Source organism: Olleya sp. Ti.3.14, from assembly GCF_038154885.1.
Taxonomy (GTDB): Bacteria; Bacteroidota; Bacteroidia; order Flavobacteriales; family Flavobacteriaceae; genus Olleya.
In genome coordinates, this window is sequence record NZ_JBAKAO010000002.1 from 226,353 (window position 1) to 241,222 (window position 14,870).

13 protein-coding genes are annotated in these 14,870 nt (G+C 30.9%); 5 read left to right on the forward strand and 8 right to left on the reverse strand.

Translation table 11 applies throughout. The annotated features are described in order from the left end of the window. Positions 1-10: 10 nt before the first annotated feature. Genes V6251_RS05215 through V6251_RS05225 form a run of 3 tightly spaced genes read right to left on the reverse strand, consistent with a single transcriptional unit; the run spans position 11 to position 3,121 of the window. A complete protein-coding gene (locus V6251_RS05215; protein ID WP_341587314.1) occupies positions 11-1,180 on the reverse strand; it encodes an efflux RND transporter periplasmic adaptor subunit in 1,170 nt (389 codons plus the stop codon). A gap of 25 nt (positions 1,181-1,205) precedes the next feature. Next, positions 1,206-2,513: a TolC family protein gene (locus V6251_RS05220; protein WP_341587315.1), complete on the reverse strand. Its 1,308-nt coding sequence runs from the start codon at positions 2,511-2,513 to the stop codon at positions 1,206-1,208. Beyond that, a complete protein-coding gene (locus V6251_RS05225; RefSeq protein WP_341587316.1) occupies positions 2,513-3,121 on the reverse strand; it encodes a TetR/AcrR family transcriptional regulator in 609 nt (202 codons plus the stop codon). The genes V6251_RS05220 and V6251_RS05225 overlap by 1 nt, the downstream gene beginning before the upstream one ends. Before the next feature lie 127 nt (positions 3,122-3,248). Between V6251_RS05225 and V6251_RS05230 the strand changes: the two genes are divergently transcribed. Both V6251_RS05230 and V6251_RS05235 read left to right on the forward strand, forming a co-directional pair. Next, the gene (locus tag V6251_RS05230) at positions 3,249-4,223 is read left to right on the forward strand and encodes a polyprenyl synthetase family protein (RefSeq protein WP_292943534.1); all 975 of its coding nucleotides are present in this window, start codon (positions 3,249-3,251) and stop codon (positions 4,221-4,223) included. Positions 4,224-4,232: 9 nt separating this feature from the next. Beyond that, positions 4,233-4,583, forward strand: a complete 351-nt coding sequence (locus V6251_RS05235; protein ID WP_341587317.1) for a hypothetical protein — start codon at positions 4,233-4,235, stop codon at positions 4,581-4,583. 25 nt (positions 4,584-4,608) lie between these two features. On the opposite strand, the gene V6251_RS05240 is transcribed toward V6251_RS05235, so the two are convergent. Together V6251_RS05240 and V6251_RS05245 are read right to left on the reverse strand one after the other, a co-directional pair. Further along, positions 4,609-5,100 (reverse strand): c-type cytochrome, encoded by a 492-nt coding sequence (locus V6251_RS05240; protein ID WP_292943540.1) that lies wholly within the window; start codon positions 5,098-5,100, stop codon positions 4,609-4,611. Positions 5,101-5,197: 97 nt separating this feature from the next. Then, positions 5,198-5,743: an alpha-ketoglutarate decarboxylase gene (locus V6251_RS05245; RefSeq protein WP_341587318.1), complete on the reverse strand. Its 546-nt coding sequence runs from the start codon at positions 5,741-5,743 to the stop codon at positions 5,198-5,200. 116 nt (positions 5,744-5,859) lie between these two features. On the opposite strand from V6251_RS05245, the gene V6251_RS05250 reads away from it, so the two are divergent. The 3 genes from V6251_RS05250 to odhB are packed head-to-tail and all read left to right on the forward strand — an operon-like array spanning position 5,860 to position 10,284. After that, complete coding sequence (locus tag V6251_RS05250; protein WP_341587319.1) at positions 5,860-8,616, forward strand: 2-oxoglutarate dehydrogenase E1 component; 2,757 nt, start codon at positions 5,860-5,862, stop codon at positions 8,614-8,616. Between the two features lie 17 nt (positions 8,617-8,633). After that, entirely contained in the window at positions 8,634-9,002 is a 369-nt protein-coding gene (locus tag V6251_RS05255; protein ID WP_341587320.1) for a DUF3887 domain-containing protein, read from the forward strand. 31 nt (positions 9,003-9,033) lie between these two features. Further along, a complete protein-coding gene (gene odhB / locus V6251_RS05260; protein WP_341587321.1) occupies positions 9,034-10,284 on the forward strand; it encodes a 2-oxoglutarate dehydrogenase complex dihydrolipoyllysine-residue succinyltransferase in 1,251 nt (416 codons plus the stop codon). A gap of 863 nt (positions 10,285-11,147) precedes the next feature. Here odhB and V6251_RS05265 read toward each other — a convergent pair. Genes V6251_RS05265 through V6251_RS05275 form a run of 3 tightly spaced genes read right to left on the reverse strand, consistent with a single transcriptional unit; the run spans position 11,148 to position 14,859 of the window. Continuing rightward, positions 11,148-11,789 (reverse strand): response regulator, encoded by a 642-nt coding sequence (locus V6251_RS05265; protein ID WP_292943554.1) that lies wholly within the window; start codon positions 11,787-11,789, stop codon positions 11,148-11,150. A 60-nt stretch (positions 11,790-11,849) separates the two neighbouring features. Continuing rightward, complete coding sequence (locus V6251_RS05270; protein ID WP_145005951.1) at positions 11,850-12,302, reverse strand: retropepsin-like aspartic protease; 453 nt, start codon at positions 12,300-12,302, stop codon at positions 11,850-11,852. After that, the gene (locus tag V6251_RS05275) at positions 12,286-14,859 is read right to left on the reverse strand and encodes a CHAT domain-containing protein (protein ID WP_341587322.1); all 2,574 of its coding nucleotides are present in this window, start codon (positions 14,857-14,859) and stop codon (positions 12,286-12,288) included. The genes V6251_RS05270 and V6251_RS05275 overlap by 17 nt, the downstream gene beginning before the upstream one ends. Positions 14,860-14,870: the final 11 nt, after the last annotated feature.

The following is a 14,870-nucleotide window of genomic DNA, read 5'->3' on the forward strand; positions in this document are numbered from 1 at the left end:
TTTAGTTGGTTTAGTATTTAATTACTTTAACAGTTTGTCCATCCTTTACACTACGTGCACCTTCTTGGATTAACTCGGCTCCATTTGTAATACCTTCTAAAACCTCGATCACATCACCTTGTGTTTTTCCGGTTTTAATAATTACTTTATTTACGGTTCCTTGATTATTATCCTTTTTGTCTTTTACGATGTAAACATATTGTTCGCCTTCAGCATTTTCAGATATAATGCTTTGTGGTACTAAAATAGCTTTAGGGTTAGTGTAATCATTTATTTTAAGCTTTGCAGTTAAGTTAGGTTTGATAGTTTTGTCCTTGTTTGGTACAGCAACCTCAATTTTAAATGTACGGTTAGCTACGTTAATAACATCACCTGCTTGACGGACTTTAGTGTCTATGGATGTTCCTAAAACTGGAAATTGAACAGTAACATTTTTTCCTTGTACTACAGTAGGAATATAGCTTTCTGGAACATCTGTCTCGATATACATATCGTCTAGGTTTACAATTTGCATTAAAGGTGTTTGACCTGCTCCAACAACACTTCCTTTTTCTGTAATTACGTCATCAATAGTTCCTGAAAACGGAGCTCTAACAACGGTTTTACTAAGTTGTTTTTGTAATTGGTTTATAGCTTCTTCTTGAGCTTCGTAAGATGATTTAGCTTGTAGGAATTGGATTTCGCTACCAATTTTTTGATTCCATAATTTTTGTTGACGTTCAAAAGTTGTTTTAGCTAAGGCTGATTGTATTTTAAGTTGCGCTAATTGTTGGCTTAATCCACCATCATCAATTTTTGCTAAAGTTTGTCCTTTTGACACACGTTGACCTTCTGTAACATAAACATTTGTTAAAATGCCACTATACTCTGGTGTTATAACCAATAGGTTTTTAGTTGTTACGTTACCTTGAAGCTCCAATACGTGATCAAAAACTTCTTCTTTTGCAAGGATTGTAGTAATTAAAGGAATGTTTTGAGTGGTATCTAAAGTTTTAATTCTTTCGTCTAATAATTTTATTTTGGTATTAATTTCTTCTTGTTCAGATACTAATTCTGCACGTTTAGTACGAATGTCTTCTAAATTATTTTTTTCTAGAATTTTTTCTACTGAGTTTTTTTTGTCTCCTCCACATGAGGCTAGTAAAACAGCTATAAAAGAAAGCGTTAATATATGTTTCATAATTAATATTTTGTAGGATTGATGATTAGTTAGTTGTGTTTAGTAAAGTTTCTAGTTCTGCTTTTTTGGTAATTACATCTAACATGGTTTGAAGTAACTCTTGTTGTGCAGTATATAATTGCGTTTGCGCTTGTCTAAGTTCAAAACTAGAACCAATTCCTTCAAAAAATTTGGTTTGATTTTTAGTTTCAATACGCTCTGCAAGTATTAAATTTTCTTTTTTGTTTTGATAATCTTCGATAGCAAATTGGTAATCGCTTTTTGCAGATTGAATTTGAAGATTAAGCATTTGCTCAGTTTCGGTAAGGTTTATTTCAGCCTTTTCTAAATTTATTTTGGCACGTTGTGTCGCTGCATTACGCATACCAGAGCTAAATATTGGTACATTTAAACTTACTCCAAATATGGAAGATCCAAACCATTTTTCGCTAGTGTTTGTAAAGTTAAATGACTCTCTGTTACCTGTGTAACCTCCATTTATAAATGCACTTAAACTAGGTAATGCTTTGCTTTTTTCTAATTTAACTAATAATTCTTTAGTTGTTTTATCGTTTTCTGCAATTTTATAATCAATGTTATTTTCTACATTATTTTCAGAATCTAAAAGTTGCATAGTTATGTTTTGAAGCGCAAGTGTGTCCAAATTTTCTGTTAAAACTATGTTGTCATTAATAGGCTTTCCTATGGTTAAATTTAACATCTGATAGGCTAAGTCTTTTAATCTTGTAGTATTGTTTAAGGTGCTTTTTACACTTGATAATGTTATTTTTAGTTGCTCGACACTTTCTTCTTCTTCTAAACCGTTTTCAAAAATCTTGGTGATATCGTTTAGATTTTTTTCTAAAACACTTATGTTTTTTTCTAAAATAGCAACGCTTTCTTCTGCTAATAGCACATTTCCGTAGGCGTTGATAACAGCTTTTCTTACCTCTAAATCAGTTTTTGTTTTTGCGTTTTTAGAAATTTCTAAATACACTTTAGCAGACTGTAATCCTACTAAATAAGAGCCATCAAATAATAATTGACTTAGGGTAGCAGTACCAGTTAGTGTATGTTGTGATCCAACTTGTATAATTTGATCACCAAAAACAAATACATTACGTTTTAATGCATTTTGGTAATCAACGGTTGCATTAAGTTGAGGTAAACCTGTAGCAGTAGTTTCCCATTTTTGTTTGATTGCAGCTTCAATGTCTAACGCTGCATTTTTTGATGACCTGTTATTTTCTAAAGCATAATTAATAGCTTCTTGTAAAGAAAACTCGGTTGGAGTTTCTTGAGAATAAACGATAGATGTTAGTGCTAAACTAAATGCTAATATTAGTTTTCTCATTAGTTAAGGGTGGTTTTGTTAATAAATTTATTAAGTGTAAGTAGTCCGTTTTCTGTACAAATGGCTCTAAGGTGATATTCCAAATAGCTTTCCATTAAATATTCCATAGTAAATAGTTTGGTAGGAAAAATGTTTTCATCTTTAATTCCAGACATACCATTAAAATACATTCTTGAAATAAAATCGACATCAATGTTTTTTCTAAACAAACCTGTTTGTACACCTTTTTCCATACTTTGTTTAACCGACACGTACATTTTTTCAAATTGTTTAAGGTGTAAAACGCTGTATATCTGAGGGTAGTATTTTTTTAATTGAAATTGAGGTGATGCTTTTTCGTTTTTTAAAAAGGTCATTACAAACATTTTAATGTCGTACAGCTCCTCAATAGGATTAAGTGATTTGTTTGAAATACAATCAATGCCATCACAAATGTTTTCAAACATGTGCGATGTGGTTGCTTCTACTAATTTTGTTTTATTAGCAAAATGCTGATAAATTGTTTTTTTAGAAATACCTAAAGCATTAGCAATGTCATCCATTGTAACGCTTTTAAAACCAAGTGATAAAAACAACTCGGCAGATTTATGTATAATTTTGTCTCTCATAATTTCGTGCAAATGTACAATAGGAAACTTTAAAAACAATAAAAGTTTCCAAAGTTTTAATTATTATTTAACATTGGACTTTTGCTAGACAATAGTTTGTTAGCAGTATTTGCTTTATTTTTGCAGGATGCAAAACATTTTATTTTATCAGTCTGCATTTACAGACTATTTAAAAGACTATTCGTCGCCAAAACAACCAGAAAACTTATATAGTCCAATACACTATATATTGCAATTAGGTGGTAAACGTTTAAGACCTGTGTTAACATTAATGACAGCAGAAATTTTTGGAATAGATTACCAAAAGGCATTAGATGCAGCATTAAGTGTAGAGGTGTTTCATAATTTTTCGTTAGTACATGATGACATTATGGACGATGCGCCTTTGCGACGAGGTCAACAAACAGTGCATGAGAAATGGGACCTTAATACTGGTATTTTATCTGGAGATGCCATGTTAATTATGGCTTATCAGTTATTTGAAAACTATAAACCAACAACATTTCAGGCGTTAGCAAGACTGTTTAGTAAAACAGCTTTAGAGGTTTGTGAAGGTCAGCAATATGATGTTGATTTTGAAACCAGAGACGATGTTACTATACCTGAGTACTTAAAAATGATTGAGTATAAAACAGCTGTTTTAGTTGGTGCAGCCATGAAAATGGGAGCGATAGTTGCCGAAACTACTGAAGAAAACCAAAATAACATTTACCAATTTGGAAGATTATTAGGAATTGCTTTTCAATTGCAAGACGATTATTTAGATGCATTTGGTGATCCAGAAACCTTTGGTAAACAAGTTGGTGGAGATATTATTGAAAACAAAAAGACCTATTTATACTTAAAGGCTTTGGAGTTTTTAAACAAAAAGGATAAAGTAAAATTAGAACAATTATTTTCTGTGCAATTAGATGATAATTCTGAAAAAATTGAAACTGTAAAACAATATTTTATAGATTCTAAATCTGCAGAAGCAACTCAAGAAGCTATAAAAAGTTACACTAAAAAAGCATTTGATGTGTTAGATGTTTTAACAATCTCTGAGGATAAAAAAGAATTGCTTCGCGAGTTTGGAATGGGATTAATGACTAGAACGGTTTAAAACAAGTACATGACTTTACCTGCAACTTTTGAAGATTTAATTGTTGAAGCAAATAACTTACAACTTTATAAAAAGTTAGTGTTGCAACTTAATAAAGATTTTTTGTACGCAAATATTGATTTGGATTTTGATGAAGGCATCCTGCCAACAAGTTTAAAGCTAATTTTACATGAAACAGTATATAAGCTGATTCAAGAAAAATTTGCCGAATATTTAAATCTACTTTATATAATTGACGTGTCAGAAGACGCTATCAAAAAATTAGATGGTAGTGATACGTTGCAATTGTCGGACGAGGTTACTTTTTTAATCTTAAAAAGAGAATGGCAAAAAGTATGGTTTAGACATAAATATTCATAAAAGTTTAAACCATACTTTAATGTGTTTAAAGTGTTCTAAAGTATTCCAAAACAGCGCGTGCGTCAGCTTCTGTAAGTCCTTGATTAATCATAGGCGTATTGTTATATTCTTTTAATAAATCTTTAGCAATTGGATCGTTTTTTAGCATCTCTTCAGGATTTAAAATCATATTCATAACCCATTCTGGAGTACGTCTTTTTAAAATGTCTTTTGGTGCTGGACCAATAAATTTTTTATCAGATCTATGACATGCTGTGCACATTTTGTCGTAGACTTCTTTTCCTAGAGAAACCATTTTAGTATCTATTTGATCAGGTAAGGTTAGTGTTTTTATTGGACCTATTCCTTTGTTAGTTAGGTCTACAGTGCTTGATGCTGTGTTTTGTTCAGGATTTGATTCTACTTTAGACGAAGGTGGACGCTTATAGCTAAAATTGTCTTTAGCTTTTTTCTCATTGCCACCACAGCTTATTAACACAAAACCTAATACTACAATAATTAAATTTAATTTTGACATGACTTTATATGTTTAAATTTTATCAAAAATAAAATTTAATTAAAGCCTAAAAGGTGACTTAAGTCACCTTAAAATATAAAATAAATTGTATTTAAGTTTAAAAGAAGACTCTTACAAATGGAACAAAAGCATTTGCATAAACACTATCGTTTTCGTCATAAAGTAAATCATATCTTACTCCAAAAGTAACATTGTTAGTTCTATAACCAGCACCAACAAATAGAGCAGGTACCCAATAGTTCCGATCTGCATTGCTTGCAAAAACCCCTTCAAATTTTTGATTAACGTTAAGCTGTTCAAACTCGGCAGATAATTGGATTTCCTGTATTGGATTAAAAAGTCCCATAATACTTCCTCCTAAAATTGTTGATTTGTAAACGTTTTTATTCCTATTATAGGTTCCGTTTAATCCTACACCTAAAGCAAAAGTATTGTCAAATTGATAAATAGCACTAGGCGCTAAAGTTGCACTAAAAAAATTATTTCCAGTACTTAAACCTAAGCCTCCTCCAAAACGTACGTTTTTCCAAAATTCACTTTTTTGTTGTGGTAAATTATCCTGTGCATTACTAAAAGTGAGGAAAAAACATGAAAAGATTGATAAAACAATAATTTTATGTCGATTTAGAGTGCTGAATTTCATAATTGTTAATTTAGATTTTTTAGAATGTTATAAATATAATAAAAGCATCTTTATATTTAGTAAAAGTTGTATTTTTGATAAAATTTTGTTGAAGCGAACACGTCTTAAAGAAAATAATGGATAAATACTCCTTTTTAAACGCAGCACATACAGCATACTTTGCTGATTTATACGAACAATATACAATAAACCCTGACTCTGTTGAGCCTAGTTGGAGAGCCTTTTTTCAAGGTTACGACTTTGGATCTGAAAATTATGGACTTGAAGGCGAAATTGTGGAAGGTGTTTCTAGTCAAATACCAGAACATGTTCAAAAAGAATTTCAGGTCGTAAAATTAATAGATGGTTATCGTAACAGAGGGCATTTATTTACCAAAACCAATCCTGTTAGGGATCGTCGTAGATACGAGCCTACACTGGATTTGGAGAATTTTGGATTGTCTCAAACCGATTTAGACACCAAATTTAATGCTGGTGATATTTTAGGTATTGGAGCGCAAACGCTAAGAGAAATATTAAAACATTTAAACAGTATCTATTGTGATGCTATTGGTGTTGAATATATGTACATTAGAAAACCTGACGAAATTCAGTGGATTCAAAATAAATTAAATATCAACGATAATCAGCCTAATTTTTCTGGAGAGCAAAAAAAGCATATCCTTAAAAAATTAAATGAAGCGGTATCGTTTGAAAGCTTTTTGCATACTAAATATGTTGGACAAAAACGTTTTTCTCTAGAAGGAGGAGAGTCTTTAATTCCTGGTTTAGATGCTGTAATTGAAAAAGCTGCTGAGCTTGGTGTTCAAGAATTTGTAATGGGAATGGCACATAGAGGTCGTTTAAGTACATTAACAAATATATTTGGAAAATCTGCAAAAGATATCTTTAGTGAGTTTGATGGTAAAGATTACGAGCAGGAAGTATTTGATGGAGATGTTAAGTACCATTTAGGTTGGACAAGTAACCGTCAAACAGATAACGGTAAAAAAATAAATTTAAGTATTGCGCCTAACCCTTCACATTTAGAAACTGTCGGAGCAGTAGTAGAAGGTATTGTTAGAGCAAAACAAGACACATTATATAGTGACAACTTTAGTAAAGTACTACCAATAGTAGTCCATGGTGATGCAGCAATAGCAGGTCAAGGTTTAGTTTACGAAGTTGTGCAAATGGCACAATTAGATGGTTACAAAACTAACGGAACCATTCATGTTGTTGTAAATAATCAAGTTGGATTTACAACCAATTATCTAGATGCAAGATCAAGTACTTATTGTACAGATATTGGTAAAGTAACTTTGTCACCAGTATTACACGTTAATGCAGATGATGCTGAAGCAGTAGTGCACGCAATGTTGTTTGCATTAGATTTTAGAATGAATTTTAAAAGAGATGTCTTTATAGATTTATTAGGATATAGAAAATATGGTCATAATGAAGGTGATGAGCCTAGATTTACACAACCAAAATTATATAAAGCAATTGCTAAGCATGCTAATCCAAGAGACATTTATGCAGACAAATTAATTGCGCAAGGTATTATTGATAAGGATCACGTTAAACAATTAGAAAACGATTACAAATCTAGTTTAGAAGAAAAACTAGAGGATTCCCGTAAGGAAGACAAAACTATAATTACGCCTTTTATGGAGGAGCAATGGAAAGATTTTACTCAGGTAGATGAAACCATTATGATGCAATCTGTGGATACTACAACATCTTCAGATAAGTTAGCAGCAATTACTAAAGTAATCTCTAACTTACCAAAGGATAAAAAGTTTATCAGAAAAATAGAACGTTTAATTAATGATCGCCAAACTATGTTTGACGAAAACAGATTAGATTGGGCTATGGCAGAGCATTTAGCCTACGGAACATTATTAGACGAAGGTTACAGTGTGCGTATGTCTGGTCAGGATGTAGAGCGTGGAACATTCTCTCATAGACATGCTGTTGTCAAAGTAGAAGATAGCGAAGAAGAAATTTTATTATTAAACCAAGTAAGTGACAAACAAGGTCAATTTCATATTTTTAATTCATTATTATCAGAATATGGCGTTGTAGGTTTTGATTATGGATATGCTATGGCAAGTCCTAATACATTAACAATTTGGGAAGCACAATTTGGAGATTTTAGTAATGGTGCACAAATAATGCTGGATCAATATATATCTGCAGGAGAGGATAAATGGAAAACTCAAAACGGGTTAGTCATGTTATTACCTCATGGGTATGAAGGACAAGGTGCAGAGCACTCTTCAGCACGCATGGAGCGTTACCTACAGTTATGTGCTAAGGATAATATGTTTGTTGCAGATTGTACAACACCAGCAAACTTTTTTCACTTGCTAAGACGTCAAATGAAAACTAATTACCGTAAACCATTAATTGTATTTACACCAAAAAGTTTACTACGTCATCCAAAATGTGTTAGTACTGTAGACGAGTTTGCAAACGGAACATTCCAAACACTAATTGATGATACAGCTGTTCAGGCAGATAAAGTAAAAACATTAGTGTTATTAACTGGTAAATTCTATTACGATTTAGATGAGGAGCGTGAAAATTTAAAAAGAGAAGACGTTGCTTTAATTAGAATAGAGCAGCTATTTCCTTTACCAACAACACAAATTAGAGAAGTATTAGCCAAATACAAAAATGCAGAAGACATTGTTTGGGCACAAGAAGAACCAAGAAATATGGGAGCTTATGCGCATATGTTAATGCATCTAGACGAAGCTAAAACATTTAGATTAGCTTCAAGACGTCCTTATGGTGCACCAGCAGCAGGTAGTTCTGTACGTTCTAAAAAACGTCATAAAGAAGTTATAGATTTTGTATTTGATAAAACTAAAAATAATCAGCGATAAACTATAAATTTATAAACATGAAAAAGTTACTTTTAATACTAGCACTCTTGGTATCCTGTTTAGGAATAGCTCAAGAAAAAGATAACTATAAAAATGCAGTAACTAGTTTTCAAAACCATTATAACAATGGAGATGTTACTAGTATTTTTAACATGTTTGATAAAAATTTTAAACAAGTTTTAACCCTAGAAAAAACAAAAGCGTACTTTACAAAAGAGGTAAATATGGAAGCTTTAGGGAAAATTAAATCAATTGAATATAAAGACACAGTTCGTTCAGGAAACAATTATACAATTACTTTTGATAAAGGTGTTTATAATGGGTATTTCCTATTAGGAACGGATAATAAGTTTGAATTTATTCAATTAGATTTAGCAAAAAAATAAAAATAACACAACAATATAAAGTTACATTACGATGATTTTAGAAATGAAAGTGCCTTCTCCAGGCGAATCTATCACAGAGGTTGAAATAGCAGAATGGTTAGTTCAAGATGGTGATTATGTAGAAAAAGACCAAGCAATTGCTGAAGTAGATAGTGATAAAGCAACTTTAGAGTTGCCTGCAGAAGCAAGCGGAATTATTACGCTTAAAGCTGAAGAAGGAGATGCTGTCGCAGTTGGTCAAGTTGTATGTTTAATTGACACAAGTGCAGAAGCACCAGCAAGTAGCACTTTTGAAGGTGGTGATGAAGGCGGAAACACAAACGCTGAAAAAGATTTAGCTAAAGATCAAAAAGCAACACCTAATACTGATGCAGCTAAGGCTCCTAATCCAGCAACAAAAACGTATGCTTCTGGTACAGCAAGTCCAGCAGCTAAGAAAATATTAGCTGAAAAGGATTTGGATGCATCATCCATAGCTGGAACAGGAAAAGATGGACGTATCACTAAAGAAGATGCAGTTAAAGCTGTACCATCTATGGGAACTCCAACTGGAGGAGATCGTAGCTCGACTAACACTAAAATGTCAATGTTACGTCGTAAAGTGGCAGAGCGTTTAGTTGAAGCAAAAAATACAACAGCCATGTTAACTACGTTTAACGAAGTAAACATGTCTCCAATTTTTGCATTAAGAAACGAGTATAAAGAAACTTTTAAAGCTAAGCATGGTGTTGGCTTAGGATTTATGTCCTTTTTCTCATTAGCAGTTGTGCGTGCATTACAGATGTATCCTGCAGTTAACTCTATGATTGATGAAAAAGAAATGAAAACTTTTAACTTTGTAGATATAAGTATAGCTGTTTCTGGACCTAAAGGATTAATGGTTCCAGTAATTAGAAATGCCGAAAATTTATCTTTCAGAGGTGTTGAGTCTGAAGTTAAACGTTTAGCACTTAGAGCTAGAGATGGTCAAATTACTGTAGATGAAATGACAGGTGGAACGTTTACTATTACAAATGGAGGTGTATTTGGAAGTATGTTATCTACTCCTATAATTAACCCACCACAAAGTGGTATTTTAGGAATGCACAATATTATTGAGCGTCCTATAGCTGTTGATGGTAAAGTAGAAATACATCCTATGATGTACGTTGCTTTATCTTACGACCACAGAATAATTGATGGTAAAGAAAGTGTAGGTTTTTTAGTAGCTGTTAAAGAAGCATTAGAAAATCCAACAGAATTACTAATGAACAATGATGTTAAAAAAGCTTTAGAGCTTTAGTAAACATAATAGTTTTATAAAAAAAAAGGGAATAACTAAATGTTGTTCCTTTTTTTTTTACATCTATTTTTTTAAAAAAATAAAAATATTAAAAGCAATTATAATGACTGCTAGTATAATAATACAAGCAGCGATTATACGGTTTTGCTCTTGTGTTCTCTTTTCTAAATCCATAATTTTAATTAATTAAAAACTCTGCACCATTACAGCGCAGAGTTTTCTTTAAATAATTCTCCCTAAGAACTAATTAATAGCATTGTAAAGGTATAATGTACAAAGGACATATGAAATACGTAGAACTACGTATTTTTATTAAGGTCTAGCGTAAAAAAAAGCTCCAAAACAAAACATTGCTTTAGAGCTTTCTCAATTTCCCTAAAAATTGATTTAATAGCACTGCTAAGATAAAAGATATTAATAACGTGTGAAATACGTAGAACTACGTATTTTTATTTGAGTGAATTCCAAAAAAAAACTCCAAAACAAATTAATGTTTTAGAGCTTTCTCAGTTCTTCATAAATTGATTAATAGCAGTGCTAAGATATAAGTAATAATTGAGGTGTGAAATACGTAGAACTACGTATTTTTAATTAAGTAGATTGCATAAAAAAAGCTCTAAAACAATTAGTCGTTTTAGAGCTTCTACCAATTTTCCCTAAAAATTGATTTAATAGCACTGCTAAGATATAAGTAATAAATGACCTGTGAAATACGTAGAACTACGTATTTTTTTCAGACTTTATTATATTAAAAAAGCTTTAATTGAGATATCAATTAAAGCTGTAATTGTCCGTGTTTGTTATGAAAATTACTTGTTTTTAAAATAAAATGAAGTAAGCTAACAATTATTTTACGTAAAAGTCTATGTGTTTTTAATAAGGTCTTTATTCATATTAGCCCATAACATAAGCTCGTTATGCGATTTTTTTAAGTCTAATTTTTTTACAATATTACTTCTGTGCTTTTCAATGGTTCTAGTAGAGCTGGCTAATTCTTTTGAGATCTCGGCTGAGGTTAATTTATCAGACAGTAACTTAACCACCTTTAATTCGGTAGGTGTTAATATTTCTAATAAATTAGAACTAGAAAAACTAACTTTTGAATTTAAGTATGAGGCAATCTCTTCGCTAAAATAAGCTTCATTTTTTAATACATGCTTAATACAGGTTTCTATTTCTTCAACCGCAAATTCTTTTAATATATAACCATAAACATTACAAGCTCTAGCTCTATCAAATAAATGTTCTTCGTTATCAAATGTAATTAGAATAATTTTGGTATTTAATTCGTTTTTAAAGCAAGCTTCAGCTACTTCTAAACCTGTCATTTTTGGCATCCTAATGTCAAGTAAGGCTAAATCTGGTTTTAGTTTTACTATTAAGTTGTAGGCAGTTTGTCCATCTTCGGCACTTCCAATTATTTTAAATCCTCTAGAGGTAATAAAATCAGATAATCCTCTAAGCATTAAAGGATGGTCATCTGCTATTACTATTGATGCTTTCATATTATGTGAGGTCTTTTAAAGGTTGGATTTTGGTAATTAAAATTATAAAAAAATAAGCTGTTAGACTAATTTTTTTAAGTACAAATATTTTTTTTCGTAATCAATTATTCCTTTTACTTTTTTTAATACATCTGCTCCAATGATACCATCAACTGGTTGTGCGTTATGATTTATTAATGCTGTATTAACGTGACTTAAATCAAATAATACTAAAGCAGACTTTGCTATTTTAAGTCTTCCAATCTTGATGGTATTATTTTTAGATACTTGAGTAACCATACCTATTGCGCCAGCTCCTGCAGCTAAAATTTCAGAATCTTTAACCTTTTTTAAGCTAAATTTTTTAGCTGCCTCAAAACCAACACAGCTATTTGATGCACCAGTATCTAAAATAAATAAGCCTTTATAGCCATTTATGGACGCTTTAATTTCAAAATGATTAGTTTTTGTTAGTTTTAATTTGACTCTTATATAGTCTTTGGCAAATAAAAAATCTTTAAGCGTTTGGTCCATTTTTGCGTTTACGTATTATAATCCATAAAAGTAAAGCAATCCCTAAACCAATAAAAGCAAAAATGATATATTTTGAATTTACCGATGGTCTTTCTGGTGTCAAATGACCATAATAGATAAAGGTACTCCAGTAATAAGGTGATTTTTTTATGTTAGAAATGGATTGATCTTTTAAATAATCTAATTTAGCTAAACGATTAGCTATAAATGGAGAGTTTGATTGACTATAATTTTTGTAAAACGAAGCCATTAGTTGTGAGGTTGATAAATCATTGATTTTCCATAATGAAAACAATAAATTTTCAACACCTGCATATTGGAAACCTCTTGCTAAGTTCATGCTGCCTTCTCCTTTTTGTAATTTTCCAATACCAGTTTCGCAAGCACTAAGGACTACTAATTGATTTTTAAGATTAAGACTGTATAAGTCGTTTAAAAATAATTTTTGATCTATAAAATCTATGTTTGCAGGGATGGTAAATGTTCCGCTACTTGCGTGTGTAGATAAGTGTAATACGCCATAATTTTTAGCTTGTAGCATCGCATTGCTTTTAGTGGCATCTTGGTACATTAAAAACTTTGCATTTGTTTGTTTGTCAATACTTTTAGCTTCGTCTAAAGAGTAGGTTAGCTTTGCATCACTATTATCAAATACAGGAAACACACCCAAGACTTTATCGTCATATTTAAAATCTGATGCGTTTAAATAAAACAAAGCACTAGTATTGTACGCTAATACTTGGTTGTTGACAACAAATGGCATTTTAGAATAGTTTTTGCTGTCTGTGGATTGGGTTAGTAAACTTTCAAAAGGAATAAAATTTAAAAAGCCATCCGTAATTATTACTACATTTTTAAAAGCTAGAGTTTTGTCAAAATGTAATGCTTTGTATAGTTTAAAAGCAGCATTGGAAAATTGTGGAATGTTATTATTTATAACAGATGAGTTATCAAAATAATGGATATAGTCACTTATAGCTGTATTAAAAACAGCATCTCTTGTAATGTTATTTAAGCTTATGGCTGTTGCCGAAATTATAAACTGAAAAATATGATTTTCGCCATAAAAATACTCGACCAACACAGCATGATCTGTTTTTAATTTGTGTTGTAGTTTTGAGATTGAAATATCTACATCGTTAGGTTCAGGATACTTAGCATTAATTTTAGCTTTTAATTTTTTTAACGCAATACTAACTGATGTTAACTCTTGACTTAATTTATTAATCTGTTTTACATCTTGTTGATATTGGGCCTTAATTAAGGTATTTGTTAAAAGCTCTTGTTGTTGTAATAATGTTAACTCTTTTATTAATAAGGTGTCTGTTGGATGACGTTCTAACAGTGTTTTTTTTCCAATTATTTCTTTTAAAATCGAAGCTTTATTTTTTTCAGCGTATGCAAAAGCTTGTGTAACTAGGGTTGTGTCTTTAGTGTTTTGATAGGCCTTATAAAGTGCACTTATTATAGATTCACTGCGTTTACGATTGGCATGTAGATGGATGAGTTTAGACTCTTGTGAGGTTAAGTTATTAGTCAATAATGTTGAAACGTAAAAGCTTAAGTCATAACAGGCTAAAGTATTGTCAAGATTGGATTGTAGTAAAGCCAATAAATCAAAGATATCAATAAATGTGTTTTCAGGATAAAGAGTTTCTTTTTTTGGTAAGTTTTCTAGATTATAATTTGGTAATAACGCTTGTAAAGCCAGTTTTAGTTTTACCGAAGTGTTTTTAAAATCGTTTAATTTATAGTGTAATTGTGCCTCTTCAAAATTTAATTTTGCTATAGTTCTTGCGGTTAGTGTCCCCTTATTTATGTGTAAATATTTAGTTTCAAAATAGAATAATGCAGTTTTATAATCTTTGTTTTTTAGCGCTAAATGGTATTTACTATCGTTATCATACTTGTTTTTCAACGCCAATACATTAGGGTTCTTTTTTAATTCAGAATTATTTTGAATAGCACTTTTATTAATTACCTGTTGTAATGCTTGCTTTTGTATAGCTGAAGCTCCTTTTATATCTAAGCCATTTTTAGCTATATTAAGTGCTGCATTAAATTTGCCAAGAGTATAATAAAGATTAGCTAGGTTTATGGCACCACTAATTCTGTGTGGATTGTTTTTTTGTTTTTCAGCAAGAAAAATATAGTGTTTAATTGTGTTTTCTGCATTAGTATAATCACCAATTTTATGATAAAGTATACCTAAAGGTTTTAAGCAATACTCTGTAATATCATACACAAAGGTTTTATTTAATAGTTGTGTGTTGTAAACGTCCAATGCAGCCTCATAAGCAGTAATAGCTTGGGGTTGTTGGTTACTTTGATATAAATAATCTGCTTTATTGACTAACAAAAATAGATAGGCAAAATAATGGTCTTTTGTTTTTAATTTTGAAGAGAATTCAGCTTCGTTTTTAAGTAAATCGGAAAAGGTTTGAGTAGTTCTATTTTTGTTAAATGTTTCAGTAGCAACATAAATACTTTCTTCTAAATCTTGTGAAAAACTACTTCCGAAGACTAAAAATAGTAATATGACAAGGCTATATTTCATTATTAAAAGTA